14 protein-coding genes, 1 tRNA gene and 1 pseudogene are annotated in these 16,775 nt (G+C 60.3%); 10 read left to right on the top strand and 6 right to left on the bottom strand.

Translation table 11 applies throughout. The features are described 5' to 3' along the window. Positions 1 to 18 precede the first annotated feature (18 nt). The 5 genes from RGV33_RS10325 to RGV33_RS10305 all read left to right on the top strand — a co-directional run bounded on the left by RGV33_RS10325 (position 19) and on the right by RGV33_RS10305 (position 5,473). Positions 19 to 642: a TetR/AcrR family transcriptional regulator gene (locus RGV33_RS10325; protein WP_322144178.1), complete on the top strand. Its 624-nt coding sequence runs from the start codon at positions 19 to 21 to the stop codon at positions 640 to 642. Further along, positions 639 to 1,154, top strand: coding sequence for a G/U mismatch-specific DNA glycosylase (gene mug / locus RGV33_RS10320; RefSeq protein WP_322144177.1), 516 nt, complete (start codon positions 639 to 641; stop codon positions 1,152 to 1,154). The genes RGV33_RS10325 and mug overlap by 4 nt, the downstream gene beginning before the upstream one ends. A 321-nt stretch (positions 1,155 to 1,475) precedes the next feature. Continuing rightward, positions 1,476 to 2,012 (top strand): sigma-70 family RNA polymerase sigma factor, encoded by a 537-nt coding sequence (locus RGV33_RS10315; protein WP_322144176.1) that lies wholly within the window; start codon positions 1,476 to 1,478, stop codon positions 2,010 to 2,012. Further along, the gene (locus RGV33_RS10310) at positions 2,009 to 2,974 is read left to right on the top strand and encodes a FecR domain-containing protein (protein WP_322144175.1); all 966 of its coding nucleotides are present in this window, start codon (positions 2,009 to 2,011) and stop codon (positions 2,972 to 2,974) included. Before RGV33_RS10315 ends, RGV33_RS10310 begins: the two co-directional genes overlap by 4 nt. Positions 2,975 to 3,064: 90 nt before the next feature. Next, the gene (locus RGV33_RS10305) at positions 3,065 to 5,473 is read left to right on the top strand and encodes a TonB-dependent siderophore receptor (protein WP_322144174.1); all 2,409 of its coding nucleotides are present in this window, start codon (positions 3,065 to 3,067) and stop codon (positions 5,471 to 5,473) included. A gap of 108 nt (positions 5,474 to 5,581) precedes the next feature. Here RGV33_RS10305 and RGV33_RS10300 read toward each other — a convergent pair. Together RGV33_RS10300 and RGV33_RS10295 are read right to left on the bottom strand one after the other, a co-directional pair. Beyond that, positions 5,582 to 5,668 (bottom strand): annotated as a pseudogene (locus RGV33_RS10300) (integrase); the annotation flags it as partial. Positions 5,669 to 5,781: 113 nt separating this feature from the next. Continuing rightward, positions 5,782 to 5,857, bottom strand: a tRNA-Asn gene (locus RGV33_RS10295). 175 nt (positions 5,858 to 6,032) lie between these two features. Between RGV33_RS10295 and RGV33_RS10290 the strand changes: the two genes are divergently transcribed. Then, positions 6,033 to 7,415: a glycerophosphodiester phosphodiesterase family protein gene (locus tag RGV33_RS10290; RefSeq protein WP_322144173.1), complete on the top strand. Its 1,383-nt coding sequence runs from the start codon at positions 6,033 to 6,035 to the stop codon at positions 7,413 to 7,415. A gap of 35 nt (positions 7,416 to 7,450) precedes the next feature. Here RGV33_RS10290 and RGV33_RS10285 read toward each other — a convergent pair whose 3' ends face one another. Genes RGV33_RS10285 through RGV33_RS10275 form a run of 3 tightly spaced genes read right to left on the bottom strand, consistent with a single transcriptional unit; the run spans position 7,451 to position 11,027 of the window. Further along, positions 7,451 to 8,683: a CaiB/BaiF CoA-transferase family protein gene (locus RGV33_RS10285; RefSeq protein ID WP_322144172.1), complete on the bottom strand. Its 1,233-nt coding sequence runs from the start codon at positions 8,681 to 8,683 to the stop codon at positions 7,451 to 7,453. A gap of 26 nt (positions 8,684 to 8,709) precedes the next feature. Further along, positions 8,710 to 10,239, bottom strand: coding sequence for a 3-hydroxyacyl-CoA dehydrogenase (locus RGV33_RS10280; RefSeq protein ID WP_322144171.1), 1,530 nt, complete (start codon positions 10,237 to 10,239; stop codon positions 8,710 to 8,712). Between the two features lie 2 nt (positions 10,240 to 10,241). Further along, positions 10,242 to 11,027, bottom strand: a complete 786-nt coding sequence (locus RGV33_RS10275; RefSeq protein ID WP_322144170.1) for an enoyl-CoA hydratase — start codon at positions 11,025 to 11,027, stop codon at positions 10,242 to 10,244. Between the two features lie 263 nt (positions 11,028 to 11,290). Here RGV33_RS10275 and RGV33_RS10270 point away from each other — a divergent pair, with 263 nt between their 5' ends. The 4 genes from RGV33_RS10270 (at position 11,291) to RGV33_RS10255 (ending at position 15,925) form a co-directional block, all read left to right on the top strand. Next, on the top strand, positions 11,291 to 12,148 hold the full coding sequence (locus RGV33_RS10270; protein WP_322144169.1) for an IclR family transcriptional regulator: 858 nt from the start codon (positions 11,291 to 11,293) through the stop codon (positions 12,146 to 12,148). A 69-nt stretch (positions 12,149 to 12,217) separates the two neighbouring features. Continuing rightward, positions 12,218 to 13,372: an acyl-CoA dehydrogenase family protein gene (locus RGV33_RS10265; protein ID WP_322144168.1), complete on the top strand. Its 1,155-nt coding sequence runs from the start codon at positions 12,218 to 12,220 to the stop codon at positions 13,370 to 13,372. 182 nt (positions 13,373 to 13,554) lie between these two features. Continuing rightward, complete coding sequence (locus tag RGV33_RS10260) at positions 13,555 to 14,829, top strand: MFS transporter (RefSeq protein WP_322144167.1); 1,275 nt, start codon at positions 13,555 to 13,557, stop codon at positions 14,827 to 14,829. A gap of 169 nt (positions 14,830 to 14,998) precedes the next feature. Then, a complete protein-coding gene (locus tag RGV33_RS10255) occupies positions 14,999 to 15,925 on the top strand; it encodes a GGDEF domain-containing protein (RefSeq protein ID WP_322144166.1) in 927 nt (308 codons plus the stop codon). 21 nt (positions 15,926 to 15,946) lie between these two features. On the opposite strand, the gene RGV33_RS10250 is transcribed toward RGV33_RS10255, so the two are convergent. Further along, complete coding sequence (locus RGV33_RS10250) at positions 15,947 to 16,711, bottom strand: TenA family transcriptional regulator (RefSeq protein ID WP_416152114.1); 765 nt, start codon at positions 16,709 to 16,711, stop codon at positions 15,947 to 15,949. Positions 16,712 to 16,775 lie beyond the last annotated feature (64 nt).

Genomic DNA, 16,775 nt, shown 5'->3' with positions numbered 1-16,775 from the left:
CAAGGATTTTTGTACGCCATGGCACAAAAAAAGATCACAGAGGCAAAAGGCCGTGGCCGCCCGCGCGCCTACGATCCTGAAACAGCGCTGCAAAAAGCCCTCGGGGTGTTCTGGAATACCGGCTATTGCGGTGCCTCACTGGACGGCATCGCCAGTGCTGCCGGGATGAACCGGCCAAGCCTGTACGCGGCGTTCGGCGACAAACACGCGATCTACCTCAAAGCGCTCGAGCAATATTGGGGCCTCGCTTCAGCCGCCATCGACGCAGCGCTGGACGACCCGAGCCTGACGCTGGCCGACGCGTTGATGCGCCTTTATGAAGGCCAGTTGTCGATCTACTTTTCGGGCGATGGCGAGCCACGGGGCTGCTTCATCATCGGCACCGCCACCACTGAAGCGGTCGAGGATGCCGAGATTCGCGCGGTGCTGTTGCAGCGCCTCGACGCACTCGATGCCCATCTCGAAACCCGCTTGCGCACGGCCATCGAGGCCGGAGAATTGAAAGCCGGTACCGATCCCGCAGCGGTCGCAGTGCTCGCCTCGTCCCTGGTGCACAGCCTTTCGATTCGCGCACGGGCGGGCAAGCCCTACGCCGAGTTGATCGCCCTGGCACGCAATGCCGTGCAGGTCATCTGCGGATGAAGGAGGGATTGGAAGATATTCTGGCGGAGAACCTGGCCGTGGTTTTCTGCGGGATAAACCCGGGCCTGAAAGCCGCCGCCAGCGGCCATCACTTTATGGGCAGGGGCAATCGGTTCTGGCGCACGCTGCACCTGGCCGGGTTTACGCCCCATGAGGTGCAGCCGGAAAACGACCAGACGATCCTGCAGTACCAGTGCGGGCTGACTACCGTGGTAGAGCGACCCACGGCCCGGGCAGATCAATTGTCAGCGGATGAATTCACGGCGGCGGCGGTGAGTTTTGAACGCAAGATCACACGTTATGCGCCGCGTTTTTTGGCATTTCTGGGAAAGGCGGCGTATGCCGCACTGAGCGGGCAGCGGCAGATTGCGTGGGGGTTGCAGCCGCACCCGCTGGGGAGTGCGGCGGTGTGGATCCTGCCTAACCCCAGCGGCAGAAACCTTGGGTTTACGCTCGACCAGCTAGTGGAGGCGTATCGAGCACTGAGGCTGGCAACGGGCCAGGACAATTAGCGTTCAACGTCTCCCATAAAAAGCTGTAGACCAGCGCACTCATATACGCATCCTGTGTATGGTCCGCCGCGCCGCCGTGCCCACCCTCGCACCGGCCAAATTCAAGGCAAAAAAAGCCTGCATCGCTGCAGGCTTTTCTCAATGTCTGGCTCCATGACCTGGACTCAAACGTTAGACGGCACTTTGTCCTCCGGCGGGCTGCGCGAACCAAATTCATTCGAACGGAGACATAGCTTCGATCCGAAGCACATTCCCTCCCCATTGTGGTGTTAAGTTTTCCCTATTACTATTGGTAATAATTCCCATTCGTAAGAATTTTCGATGCCTCATCTCCCTGAGTCGGGTGCCCCGCCGTATAGCGTTGGCAGCTTGTACGTCGCTCACCACGGCTGGATACAGCGCTGGCTGGCGCGAAAACTCGGCAATGTCAGTGATGCCGCCGAACTCGCCCACGATGTGTTTGTGCGCTTGTTGGGCCACCCGCGTCAGTTCGACAGCGAGGTGCATGCGCGCGCATACCTAAGCACGCTTTCGCGCAACGTGTGTGTGGATTTCTTTCGGCGCAAGCACGTGGAGCAAGCGTGGCTTGAGGTATTGGCGAGTCGGCCTGAGGAGTACGCACCGTCTGAAGAACACCGCGCCTTAGTGTTTGAAGCTCTGGTGCATTTGCAGGCAATGCTCGATCGCCTGCCGGTCAAAGTGTCAGAGGCGTTTTGCCTGGCGCATATCCAAGGTTTGAGCTATCGCGAGGTTGCGCTGCGCATTGGCGTGAGCGAGCGCACCGTCACCAAATACATCGGACAGGCCATGTTCCAATGCATAGCACTGGAAGCCGAATTGGACGGAGCGCTGTTATGAGCACCAACCCTGGCGGCCTCGACCATGCCACCTTGCAACAAGCCGCCGACTGGTTTGCCCGCCTGAGCGCAGAACCCAATGCTTTGCAGCTGCATGAGGCCTGGCGCCAATGGCATGCCCATAGTGAACTCAATCGCCTGGCCTGGAGCTATGTCGCACGCGTTGGGCAGCGTTTTGCACCGTTACAGGAGGATATCGCGGGGGCCAACCAGACGCTGGAAACCTTGCGCCATTCCCAGCGCTCACGCCGCCAGGTATTGCGCGGCTTGTCGATCCTGATGGGGGGTGCACTGCTGGGCTGGGGCAGTTGGCAGCAGCGTTGGCTGCCAGGGAACTGGACCACCGACTTTTACACCGGTACCACCCCACTGCGTGACCAGCGCTTGGCCGATGGCACACGCCTTTGGCTTAACAGCGGTACGGCGCTGGATGTGAATTTCAGCGCCGACCAGCGCGAATTGAAACTTTACAGCGGCGAAATCCTGATCAGTACCGGCAACGATCCTCGGCCGTTCGTGGTGGACACGCCGCAAGGTCGTCTACGCCCAATCGGCACGCGCTTCAGCGTGCGAGAACATGATGGCCGCACGTTACTCAACGTGTACGAAGGCAGCGTGCAGGTCAGCTGTGGCGTCACCCAACAAACTCTCGTCGTGCCAGCAGGTCAGGGTGTTAACTTCGACCGCCAAAGCCTGTCCACAACGCAACGTGCCCAGCCCGGGCGCGAAGCGTGGATAAAAGGGGTGTTGATGGCGAACGATATGCGCCTGGGAGACTTTATCGATGAGTTGGCCAGCTATCGCCATGGACATCTGGGGATTGACCCGCAGGTTGCCAACCTGAGGGTCATGGGTACCTTCCCGTTGGAGGACACCGATCAGGTACTGGCCATGCTCGAGCAGGTGCTGCCCGTGCGCATCGAGCGGCGATTTGCCTGGTGGGTCACGGTGGTTGCGCGCTGATATTTTTTCGCTCCCGTGCTTCCGGTTTTGAATTTTCATTCGAATTAGAGAAGGACAACGGCTTAATGCCTCCTTCGACCGGAACTGTTTATGCCCTCATTTCTGCGTAACTCACCACAATCCTTGGCGTTGACCATTACCCTGGCCTTGGCCATACCGGCTAGTCTGAGCGTAGCATCACCCGCGACAGCCGCTGGACAGACAAGCGCGCAGCGTTTCGATCTGCCCGCTGGCGCCCTTGTCGACCAACTCAACCAGCTTGCCGCCCAATCCGGAATCTACCTGGCGGGCAATGCCGCGCTGATCGCCGGCAAGACAGGCCCGGCGCTGCACGGCAGCTACACCGTGGACCAGGCACTACACACTTTACTGGCAGGTAGTGAGTTGACGGTGGTGCAGACCGGCGAGCGACGCTATCAGTTGCAGCCAGGCGCGGGAGGCGCACTTGAGCTGGGCGCAATATCGATTTCCGGCAAGGCGCCTGGCTCCACCACCGAAGCCACAGGCTCTTACACCACAGACTCCTCCAGCAGTTCGACGCGGCTGAACCTGACTCAAAAGGAAACGCCGCAGTCGGTCACAGTGATTACCCGTCAACGTCTCGATGACCAGAAACTCACCAACCTGACCGAAGTTCTGGAGGCGACACCCGGCATCACCGTATTACGTGTCGGTGTAGGCGCCGAGAACGATACTTACTGGTCCCGTGGCTTCCAGATCAACAACTTTGAAATCGACGGTGTGCCCACCTCATCACGCCTGGATAACAATACTCAGAACACCGCCATGTACGACCGCGTTGAAGTGGTGCGTGGCGCCACCGGCCTGATCAGCGGCTCTGGCACACCGTCGGCGACCATCAACCTGATCCGCAAGCGCCCGACTGCTGAGGCCCAGGCCAGCATCACCGGCGAGGCAGGCAGTTGGGATCGCTATGGTACAGGCTTTGACGTGTCAGGCCCCTTGAACGACAGCGGTAACATTCGCGGGCGTCTGGTGGTGGATTACAAGAAGCAGAATTCCTGGGTTGACCGGGTAAAAACCGATTCGCAACTGGTCTACGGTATTTCCGAGTTCGACCTCAGCGACGCTACCATGCTGACCGCGGGCTTCAGCTACATCAACAACCAGGTCAACGATCCTCTGCGGACCGGTTTCCAGATGTTCTACAGCAACGGTAACCGCACTGATTTTAGCCGTTCCGCCAACAGCGCTCCGGACTGGGCATACAACGACCGTAAGCAGACCAACGTTTTTACCTCCATTGAGCACCAGTTCAACAATGGTTGGAGCGGCAAGGTCGAAGTCAGCCACACCCAGAACGAGTTCGATGAGCTGATCAACTACATGAACGGCGATATCGACCAGGCAACGGGTGCCGGCGCCTACCTGTACCCCAACCGCTGGTCCGGGACCCCGCGCCAGAACAACCTGGACGCCTACCTGACTGGCCCGTTCAACCTGTTCGGCCGCGAGCATGAGCTGATCGCCGGCGTAACCATGTCTCAGTATGACGAAAACACCCCAAGTCACGGCGGCTGGTTCGGCCCGTGGACCGGTTACGACGGTACAGTACCCAACATTTACAACTGGAACGGCAGCGGCGCCAATCGCCCTGACACCACGACTGTCGGCAAAACCCGTATCGAAGAAAACCAGTACGCGGCGTACCTCACCTCACGCTTCCACGTCACCGATGACACTGCCGTGATCCTTGGCGGCCGCGTGACCGACTGGAAACGCTCGAACGAAGTTATCAGCTACACGGATGCCAGCCAGAACTCCGAAAGCAAAGAAACCCGTAATGGGATTTTCCTGCCTTACGCCGGTATCGTCTATGACCTGAGCAGCACCTGGTCGCTGTACGCCAGCTATACCAAAATCTTCAATCCTCAGACCTATGGCATCAAAGACGATAACAACAAACCACTGGATCCGCAGGAAGGCACCGGTTATGAAGTCGGGATCAAGGGCAGCTTCAACGAAGACAGGCTGAACGCCAGCCTGGCCCTGTTCAAGATTGACCAGGACAACTTGCCGGTCTACGTACGAGCTCCAGACATCTATCGCGCAGAACAGGGCACGACGACCAAGGGTGTCGAGCTGGAGCTGAACGGTGAACTGAGTGAAGGCTGGCAGGCGTCAGCTGGCTACGCCTACAGTGTCAGCACCAACGCCGACGATGAGCGCATCGTCACCACCAGCCCACGCCACAGCCTGAAGACGTTCACGACCTATCGCCTCCCTGGCGTACTGGATAAGGTCACGGTGGGCGGCGGCGTGAATTGGCAGAGCAAGACCGGCATGGACTTGCACACGTTTGAACAAGGCAGCTATGCGTTGACCAACCTGATGGCCCGTTACGACATCAGCAAAAACCTCAGCGCCACGCTCAATGTCAACAACGTGTTTGATCGTTCCTACTATGCCTATGCTGACAGTTGGAGCGTATACGGGGCGCCGCGTAACTTCATGACGAGCTTCAAATACACCTTCTAAACCCAGCGAAAAGTTCGCGACGCAATACATCAAGCGCACCTGATATTCAGTTGCGCTGTTTTTCCTTACAAGGCAAAGGAGGGAAAACGCAAATGCAGCGACACACTGTAGATCTCTCAATGCTTGCGGCCCGGCATAGCTCAGTTGCCGACCATAGCCAAAATTGCGTCCGTCACATTTACCGATCAGTGCCATGATCGAACTGGTATCCACCGGAATCCGACAGAACGCCAAAACGAAAAAACCCGCCAGAAGGCGGGTTTTTCGGGGGTTTCAGAGATTTTGAAAGCGTTCTCTGGAACCTTGTATGGCTCCACGACCTGGACTCGAACCAGGGACCCAATGATTAACAGTCATTTGCTCTACCAACTGAGCTATCGCGGAATGCGCCGTATGTTACTGATTGAAAAGGAGAAGTCAAGCTTTCGGTGATATTTGTGCTCGCCGTGGGCGCACCGCGCAGGAAAATCATCGCTCCACTTCCTGTCACGACTCTGTCATACGTCAACGCCAACATCCGCAGATACCCTGCCCCTACCTTCTTCTTTAAGGACGACACATGCACACTCGCTCAGGCCCGCCAGCGGCAAAAACCCTGCTCGCCCGCTTTATCGTTATCGGATGCAGCCTGATGGTGAGCGCGTGTGACAGTGTGACCGGGAGCGCGCCTGCCGCTTCGCCTTCGTTCAAAACCCTGGACGGTGCACCGCCCCTGGTGATCGGGCATCGCGGCCTGCCGGGGCTGTACCCGGAAGAAACCCGGGCCTCGTATGAGCATGCGGCCGACGCGGGTGCCGATTCGCTTGAGCTGGACCTGCACATGACCAAGGACTGCGTGTTGGTGGCCCGGCACAACCCGTGGCTGAGTGACAACACCAACATCAACGACGTCGCGCAGACCAACCCAGAGGTTGCGCGCCGCAAGCGCACGGTTCCGGGCGTATTGGTTAATGTGAGGTATCCCGCCACCGCAGAAAATGGCCCGGCCCAGTACCTGAGCGACTTGACCAATCCCAACGATCCAAAATCGGTGTTGAAATCCCTGATCGTGGATGGCGAAGACCACACCAACGACTGGTCAATCAGCGATTTCACCCTGGCCGAACTCAAGCAGTGGCTCGGCGGCACGACGTACGACGCCCGCGACGAGCGCCCCACCGAACTCAACGGCAAGTTGCCGATCCTGAGCTTCCAGGAAGTGATCGACATTGCCAAAGCCAAAAGCGCCGCCACAGGCCGTGTGATTACCACCTACCCGGAAAGCAAAAACCCGATCTGGAACAACGCCCAGGCCATTGCCAATGGTTGCGGCGCACCGGGCACTCATCCGTTTGAAGCGGCGTTTCTCAAGACTCTGAAAGACAACAACCTCAATCGCAAAAACGCACCGGTGTTTGTGCAAAGCTTCGACCCAAACAGCCTGAAGTACCTGCGCTCTATCGGCCTGCAAACCCGGGCGGTGCAGTTGGTGGATGGGAACGGTGTGAACTTCAAGACCGGCGAGACCATTTTTATCACCGACAAACCCAACACCTTCGTCAGCGGCCGGCCTTATAGCTGGACCGTCGCCGGCGACCCACGCGCCTTTGGTGCGATGCTGACGCCAGCCGGGTTGGCCGAGGTGAAGACCTACGCCGATGGCATCGGGCCGTGGAAGCCACAAGCGATGTTGCTGACCGCCGCTTCAGCGCAAAACCCAGGCTTGCCCGAGGTCGATACGTTCAAGCCCACCCGCCTGATCAGCGATGCTCACAAAGCCGGTCTGTTCGTGCATATCTTCACCTTCCGCAACGAAGCGAAGTACCTGGCCGGCGCCTACAAGGGCAACCCGGCGGTCGAGTACATGGCTTTCTTCCGGGCCGGTGTTGATGGTGTGTTTACAGATTTCACACCGACTGCCGTAGCTGCCCGAAACACCTACCTTAAAGAAGTCGCGCGCTAAACCGTGATGATGGCGGCCTTCCCGGCCGCCATTGCTCAGTCCAACTGCTCGATCACCCCACCCGCCTTGAGCTGCCTCAACTGCTCTGCCGACAACCCCAGCCGCTCACCAAGCACCTCATCCGTATGCTGGCCCAACATCGGTGCCGGCCTCACATACTCCACCGGCGTGCCCGACATCTTGATCGGGCTGCCCACCATGGCGAACTCCGGGTTCTTTGGATGCGCAATCTTCACCATCAACCCACGGGCAATCACCTGCGGTTCTTCCAACGATTGCGCGATGCTATTGATCGCGCCCACCGGCACTTTCGAGGCGTGAATGCTCGCCACCCACTCGTCCGCCGTGCGCCCCAGAAAGTGCGCCGACAGCAGTTCGACAATCTCCGCCCGGTGCGCAACCCGATCGGCATTGCGCCCAAAGCGCGGGTCTTGCGGCAGGTGCGGCAAGCCGATGCTGTGGCACAGCGCAACAAACTGGCTGTCGTTGCCGCAGGCGATAATGAAGTCGCGGTCTGCAGCGCGGAATACCTGGTACGGCACGATGTTGGCGTGGGCGTTGCCATAGCGTTCCGGCACCTTGCCCGAGGCCAGGTAGTTCATGCTTTGGTTGGCCAGGGTTGCCACTTGCACGTCCAGCAGTGCCATGTCGATGTGCTGGCCGACGCCGGTACGCTCGCGGCTGAACAGCGCAGCCTGGATCGCGACGGTGGAATACAGGCCGGTCATCAGGTCGGAGAACGCCACGCCGACTTTTTGCGGGCCGCCGCCGGGCAGGTCATCGCGCTCGCCAGTGATGCTCATCAAGCCGCCGATGCCCTGGATGATAAAATCGTACCCGGGCTCTTCGGCACGCGGGCCGGTCTGGCCGAAGCCGGTGATGGAGCAGTACACCAGCCGTGGATTGATCTCGGCCAGGGTCGCGTAATCCAGGCCGTAGCGCGCCAGGGAACCAGCCTTGTAGTTTTCGATCAGTACGTCGGAACTGGCCGCCAGCGCCCGCACCAGTTCCTGGCCTTCGCTCGTGGCGAGGTCTATGGCCACGGAGAGCTTGCCGCGGTTGGTGGACTGGTAATAAGACGCCTGCCCGGACGACTCGCCAGTGTCGGTCTTCATCCATGGCGGGCCCCAGCCACGGGTGTCGTCACCGCTTTGCGGCCGTTCGATCTTGATCACTTCTGCGCCCAAGTCAGCCAACACCTGGCCACACCAGGGCCCCGCCAATACCCGGCTTAAATCCAGCACCCGCAAACCTGTCAATGCACCCATTATTCTTGTCCTGTGATGAATCGAAATCAGCCGACTGCCGGCTCTTGATGACGCAGTGAAATCCCCAGCACCGCACGCCGCCGCAGCCAGGGGCTGGGGCGATAGCGTGGGTCGTGGGTGAGTTCACTCATGCGTTGCAAAATCGTGAGGATGCGCCGTGGCCCAAGGGCATCGCCCCAGGCCAGCGGGCCTTGTGGGTAACCCAGGCCGAGTTGTACGGCCTGGTCGATATCGTCGACGCTGGCGATGCGTTGCTGGGCGATGTCGCAGGCCAGGTTGACCACCATCGCCAGAGTACGCTGGGCGACGAAGCCGACACTGTCGCTGATCACCGTCACACCCACGCCATCTCGGGCGAGCAGCGCGTGGGCGGCCTCGCGCATGGCGCTGGACGTCAGCGGGTTTTGCATCAGGGTGCGGTGGCGCGACAGGTCGGTCAGCAGGTCGATGCACAGGGTGCGCGCCGGGTCGGTGTGGAAGCGCTCGCTGGCCGAGGTGGCGTCGAGGCCGTAAGGCGCCAGCAGGCACAACGCTTCGGGCGAGGGCTGCGCGGCGCTTTCAAGGTGCGCGCCCAGTTCGATCACCAGGGCGCTGAGGCGCTCGTAGTCGTCAGCGTTTTCGGTGGCGATCCACACCGGCGGAAATTGCTTGATGGAGGGCACCGGCTGCGGTTGCGGGCCGTCGAGCACCTGGCCATTTTCATAGCGGTAGAAGCCCTGCCCGCTCTTGCGCCCCAGGCGCCCGCCCGCCAGCATCTGCCGGGTCAGGGGCGACGGTTTGTAGCGCGGGTCTTGATAGAACTGGTTGTAGATCGACTCCATCACCGGGTGGGAAACATCGAGCCCGGTGAGGTCCAGCAGTTCCAGTGGCCCCATGCGAAAGCCTGCGCCGTCACGCAGGATACGGTCGATATCACCGCGCTCGGCAACGCCTTCATCAAGCATCTTCAAGGCTTCGGTGCCGTAGGCACGGCCGGCGTGGTTGACGATAAAACCCGGGGTGTCCTTGGCGCGCACGCCGCGATGGCCGGTGCGGGCGACGAAGGCCAACAGCTCATCGCCGACCTTCGGCGCAGTGGCCAGGCCATCGATCACTTCAACCACGCGCATCAACGGCACCGGGTTGAAAAAGTGCAGCCCCGCCACGCGCTCAGGGTGTTGGCAGCCGGTGGCAATGGCCGTGACCGACAGCGACGAGGTGTTGGTGGCGAGGATGCACTGCGCGCTGACCACACCTTCGAGTTGCTGCAACAGGCCGCGCTTTGCGTCGAGGTTTTCGACAATAGCTTCCACCACCAAATCGCAATCGCGCAACGCTTCAACCGTGGCGGCGACTTGCAGGTTCGCAAGCGTTGCGTCCATCGCCACCTGGGTGATCTTGCCCTTGGCGGCCAGTTTCGAAAGCGTGGCGCCAAGGTTGTCCCGAGCGGTCTGCGCCGCACTGTCGCGGGCATCGAACAAGCGCACCAACACGCCCGCCTGGGCGGCAATTTGTGCAATCCCGGCGCCCATCACGCCGGTGCCTACCAGGCCCATGATCTTGATTGAATCGGTCATCCTTATTCCCCCAGGTAGTTCGCGGTGCGTTTTTCGAAGAACGCCGCGGCGCCCTCCTTCTGGTCTGCCGAATCGAACAGCAGTTGAAAGGCCTTGCGCTCCAATACCAGTGCGCTTTCCAGCGGCAGGTCGGCGCCGGCGAGCATCACTTCCTTGATCTGTTCCACCGCCAGCGGCGGCAAGGCGGCAATCTGTGCGGCCAGTTCCAGGGCGCGGGGGATGGTTTGATCATCCGCCACCACTTCGCTGAGCATGCCCATGGCCAGGGCCTCCGGCGCCTTGACCATGCAGCCGGTCAACGCGATACGCATGGCCTGGAACTTACCCACGGCGCGCACCAGGCGCTGAGTACCACCGGCGCCCGGCATCAGGCCCAGCTTGACCTCGGGCTGGGCGAACCGCGCCGACTCACCGGCCACGATCAGATCGCAATGCATGGCCAACTCACAACCGCCGCCCAGGGCAAAACCATTCACTGCGGCGATCACCGGCTTGGGGCAGCGGCTGATGGCTTCCCACAAGTACTCGGTGTGCCGGCGGTACATCTCGATCGGGCTGGCGCTGGCGAACTCCTTGATGTCGGCACCGGCCACGAAGAACTGATCGCCGCCAGTGAGCACGATGGCGCGCACATCACGACGCTTGGCCAAAGCACGAAAATGCTCGGCCAGCTCTTCGCGAACCTGGGCGTTCAAGGCGTTTTTCACTTCAGGACGGTGGATGCGTACCACGGCGACGCCATTGTCCTGGACGTCGAGGTGCACCACGGGTAGGTCGAGACTGGCCACAAGTTCTCCTGCTGCAATGTTCTTGTTAGTTCGGAGATAGACAGTTTCGCTATGCGAAACATCATTCCGTATTTAGCGATAATCATAAGGACCGACCTGTCGTGATGTAAACGTAAAAACCTGACCGACCGGCAAATCGGGCGATAACTTGTTGTTTAGCCGAGTTTTATTAAACAAAAAAGCGTTCCACTGGTGAGTTGCTTAGTTTCGCTGTGCGGAATACAATTTTGTTTTGTTGATTTTATAAAAAAAGGGGGACTAACATGCGCCGTCGAAACCTGGACCCGAGCACACCCGAAACACCGGCCGGCAACCACGCGTTCGAGCACTTGCTGATCGACCCGATGAATGCCGACGAGGAGGAAGACAAGGACCGCCAGTTCGTCACTGCCCTGGCCCGCGGCCTGGAATTGTTGCGTTGCTTCACCCCCAGCGAAAGCGTGCTGGGCAACCAGGAGCTGGCGCGCAAGACCGGGCTGCCAAAGCCGACGATCACGCGGATGACCCATACGCTGACCCGCTTGGGCTATCTCAAGCACCTGCCGCAGTCGGGCCGGTATCAGCTGGATGTAGGCGTGATGGCCTTCGGTTACGCGATGCTTTCCAACCTGTCGGTGCGGGCTGTAGCCCATCCGCTGATGGAGACGATGGCCAGCTACGCCCAGGCCGCCGTTGCGATGGCCACGCGGGACCGCCTGGATATGGTGTACCTGGATGTGGTCCAGGGTGAAGCCAACATGACCATGCGCCGCCAGGTCGGCACGCGGTTGCCGTTGCACTTGAGTTCCGCAGGCCGCGCCTGCCTGGCAGCGATGCCGGAAAACGAGCGGGAATTTATCCTCGACCATATCCGCCAGCGTCATCTGGAGGACTGGCCGGGCATCAGGAAGGGCCTGGAACGCGCCTTCCGCGATTACACCGATTTTGGCTATTGCATGTCGATCGGTGAGTGGCACCGCGATGTAAACGCCATCGCCGTACCGCTGCTGCATGCACAACATGGGCTGCTGACGTTCAACTGTGGCGGACCGAGTTTTCACCTTTCCCGGGAGAAACTCGAGGACGACATCGGGCCCCGTCTCAAGCACATGGTGAACAACATCGAGGCCGCCGCCCGCTAGACAGATCGGTGCACGGCCTCGGCAGATTGACGATAACAGGCCCGCTGAACGGGCCGCTGAGGAATGCACATGATCCGAGACCCCGAAACGCTTCACCTGTTGCTGGAAACCCTCCAGCAGTTTGTCAACGAAGCGCTGATCCCCCGGGAAAACGAGCTGGCCGAGACCGATGACGTCCCGGCGGATATCGTCAGCCAGTTCCGTGAGCTGGGCCTGTTCGGCCTGACCCTGCCCGAAGCCTACGGCGGCCTCGGGTTGACCATGGAAGAAGAGGTCAACGTGGCCTTTGAGCTGGGCCGCACCTCGCCGGCATTCCGCTCCTACTTCGGCACCAACAACGGCATCGGCTCTATCGGTATCCTGCTGGACGGCACCGAGACGCAAAAGCAGCACTACCTGCCGAAGCTGGCCAGCGGTGAACTGCTCAGTTCGTTCTGCCTGACCGAACCGGACTCGGGCTCCGACGCCGCCTCGCTGAAAACCACGGCGGTGCGCGACGGTGACCACTACGTCATCAACGGCACCAAGCGCTTCATCACCAACGCCCCCCATGCCGGCATCTACACCGTGATGGCCCGCACCAACCCGGACATCAAGGGCTCGGGCGGCATCAGTGCATTCATTGTGGAGCGCAATACGCCGGGGTTGTCCCTGGGCAAGCGCGACCACAAGATGGGCCAGAAAGGCGCCCACACCTGTGACGTGATTTTTGACAACGTGCGCGTACCAGCCGACCAGTTGATCGGCGGCGTCGAAGGGGTGGGGTTCAAGACCGCGATGAAGGTGCTCGACAAGGGCCGCCTGCACATTGCTGCCGTCAGCGTCGGAGCTGCCGAGCGCATGCTCAACGATGCCCTGCACTACGCCCTGGAGCGCAAGCAGTTCGGCCAGCCGATTGCCGAGTTCCAGCTGATCCAGGCGATGCTCGCCGACAGCAAGGCCGAGATCTACGCCGCCCGCTGCATGGTGGTGGACGCGGCGCGCAAACGTGACGAAGGCCTGGATATCGGCACCGAGGCGTCCTGCTCGAAGATGTTCGCCACGGAGATGTGTGGCCGCGTGGCAGACCGCTGCGTGCAGATCCATGGCGGCGCCGGCTATGTGAGCGAGTACGCCATCGAACGGTTTTACCGCGATGTGCGTTTGTTCCGGCTGTACGAAGGCACCACACAAATCCAGCAATTGGTGATTGCCCGCAACATGATTCGCGAGGCCAAACGCTAACGCTCGGGAACAACACAAAACCAATGTGGGAGCTGGCTTGCCTGCGATGGCATCACCGCGGTGTTACTGCCAGACCGAGTTGTCTGCATCGCAGGCAAGCCAGCTCCTACAGTGACCGTGTTCCAACCGTATTACCGCAACACCCATAACTTGTGCCCTAACAACTACAACAAGGTATCGCTATGGAAGTCGCCACTTCGGCGGGTGCGTTGTCGCCCGCGAAAAACAATCTGTGGATCATCGTGTTCATCTTCTGCTTCCTCGGCCTGCTGATCGATGGTGCAGACCTGATGCTGCTGTCCTACAGCCTCAGCAGCCTCAAGGCCGAGTTCGGCCTGACCAGTGTCGAGGCCGGCAGCCTGGGCAGTTTTACCCTGGCCGGGATGGCCATCGGCGGGATTTACGGCGGCTGGGCCTGTGACCGTTTTGGCCGGGTGAGAACCGTGGTCTGGAGCATCGTGCTGTTCTCCGTCGGTACCGCGATCCTGGGCATGACCCACAGCTATTGGCAGTTCGCGAGCACGCGCTTTTTCGCCTCCCTCGGGCTGGGCGCGCTGTATGTGGCGTGCAACACGCTGATGGCCGAGTACGTCCCGACCCGTTACCGCACCACCGTGCTCGGCACCCTGCAGGCAGGCTGGTCGGTGGGGTACATCGTCGCCACGCTGCTCGCCGGCTGGATCTTGCCCAGCCACGGCTGGCGCTGGTTGTTCTATGTGGCAATCATCCCGGTGATCCTCGCCGTACTGATGCAACGCCTGGTACCGGAGCCGCAAGCCTGGATCAAGGCACAAGCCGAACGTGCCCGGGAAAAAGCCGAAGGCATCAAGCGCGTGTCGGCGAAGAAACCCGACGGCATGTTCAAGCTGATCTTCAGCGACCCCAAGGCCAGCCGCATGTTCATCCTCTGGGCGTTGACCGCAGGCTTCCTGCAGTTCGGCTACTACGGGGTCAATAACTGGATGCCGTCGTACCTGGAAGGCGAGCTGGGGATGAACTTCAAGTCGATGACCAGTTACATGGTCGGCACCTACGCGGCGATGATTTTCGGCAAGATCCTCGCCGGGCTCGCGGCAGACCGGCTGGGCCGGCGCCTGGTGTTCACAGTGGGCGCGTTGGGCACGGCGATTTTCCTGCCAGTGATCGTACTGTTCCAGAGCCCGGACAACATCCTGTGGATGCTGATTGTGTTCGGCTTCCTGTACGGCATTCCCTACGGCGTGAACGCGACCTATATGACCGAAAGCTTCGAAGCGAAATTTCGCGGTTCGGCAGTGGGCGGAGCCTACAACATTGGCCGGATCGGTGCGGCAGTGGCACCGGCCGCCATTGGTTTTTTGGCGTCCCATGGCTCGATCGGCGTAGGATTTTTGGTGATGGGCGGCGCGTACTTTATCTGTGGCGTGATTCCGGCGCTGTTTATCCGCGACAAGCAGTTTGACCCGCAAAAACAATAAGCCCCACACCGGGGCCAGCGGCAACGCGGCCCCGGCTATAAGACGTGCGGCAGTTATACCCTCAAGCAAACCGGGCTAGACTGTACGTCAGTCCTACGGAACTGAAGGAACAGTACGACGCTCTCACCCAGCCTGTAAGACAGTTTTGTGCTTAGAGGCTCATACGCTTATGAAAACACCGACCCAGACCAACGCAATTGACTTCGACAGCGCCAAATTGCAACGCCTGGGCTTTGGTCAGCCTTCCCTTCTCACACGACGCCCCGCCACGGTTGCGCAACTTCGCCAGCAACTGGGCATGCAGTTGCAAACCAGCCTGGAGCCGGAGCACATTCTTGCGCTGTTCTTCCGCGAGATCCAACGCCTGGTGCCGCTGGACGCCCTGCAATATCGTCACGAAGCCAGCGACCTGCGCCTGGAATATGGCCACCGTGGGCATCACTCAGTGAGCTATGCCCTGAGCCACGAAGGCGAACACCTCGGCGAACTGGTATTTCGGCGCAACCAGCGCTTCATCGAAGACGAGTTGGCCAACCTGGAGTCACTGCTGGCCACCCTGCTTTACCCGATGCGCAACGCCCTGCTCTATCGCGCGGCCACCCGTAGCGCCCTGCGCGACCCGTTGACCGAAACCGGCAACCGCATCGCCATGGACCAGACCCTGCAACGGGAAATCGACATGGCCCGGCGGCACCTGCAACCGTTGTCCTTGCTGATGCTGGACATCGACCATTTCAAGCACATCAACGACAGCCACGGTCATGCCACAGGCGACAAGGTGCTCAAGGCGGTCGCCGCCTCGATCAAAAGCCAACTGCGCAATGTGGACATGGTGTTTCGGTTTGGCGGGGAAGAATTTCTGATCCTGCTGTCGAATACCGGCCGGGACGCGGCGTCGATGGTCGGCGAGCGCTTGCGCCAGGCGGCACAGGCTCAGGATTATTGGGCGGATGAGGAACGTATCGAATTGACAGTGAGCCTGGGCTGCTCGACCTTGCTGGCCGCAGAGTCGGCCGAAAGTCTGTTACGCCGGGCAGACAGTGCTTTGTACGTGGCCAAGCGCGAAGGCCGCAATCGCCTGGCAATGGCGGGGTAAGCTACCCCGCCATCACACCGTTTACGCCTCGCTGGCAACCAGTTCCGGTTGTTTGCGGGGGGTGGTGGCCACCGATTTTTCCAACTGCATGCAACGTTCCAGGAACAGGTACATGTAGTCGTAGCTCTTGCACACCGCCTGACGCAGCTCTACCTGCAGTTCCTTGGTCGGATTCATGCCGGCCAGGGTGCAGATGATTTCCAGCGCTTCCCACGGGTGAGCATCATCATACTGGGCATGCATCTTCAGCCACTTCATGGCGCGCTTGCGGTCTTCTTCAGGGAAAGCCGCGGCGTAGACACCGCTGGAACACACCACGGCGGACCACTCCCCAGTGGCCCCCTCGATGGCGTAGTTGGTGGCGGCAATCGCGACAATCAGCGAGTCGGCCGAGCTGGTGTGCCAGCACCAATGGCTCAGTGCATGCAGCTCCGGCGGAACCTCCTGTGCCTGCAACTCCTCCAGGCTGACGCCATGGGCGCGGGCCCAATGCACCCAATAATCGGCGTGGTTGAGTTCCACACGAATATTGCGCATCAGCCAGCGGCGCGCCATGTCCTCCCCAGGATGGCGGGCAAATTTGGTCTTGGTGAGGTTCTGTGCCATGTACAACGCAAACTGTTCAACCACTGGCCAGCCACCAATCAGGTAGTGACGCATGGTCTTGGCGCTGAGCTTGTTATCGCGCATGCGCTGGTACAGTTCGTGTTCGACAACGCGGCGCTTGCTCTCGCTACAGGCCTGGATCAGCTGTTGCGCCCAGGCGGGGTAACTCGAGGCTTCCATAAGCGGGCCGGTTCTGTTGAATGTGTCGATCACTGTCGGGCTCCTTTTGATGTGTGATATGTAC

The sequence above is a fragment of the Pseudomonas sp. Bout1 genome (assembly GCF_034314165.1).
Taxonomy (GTDB): Bacteria; Pseudomonadota; Gammaproteobacteria; order Pseudomonadales; family Pseudomonadaceae; genus Aquipseudomonas.
Note: the sequence above shows the minus strand (reverse complement) of the source record. Positions and strands in the feature narration are given on the sequence as shown.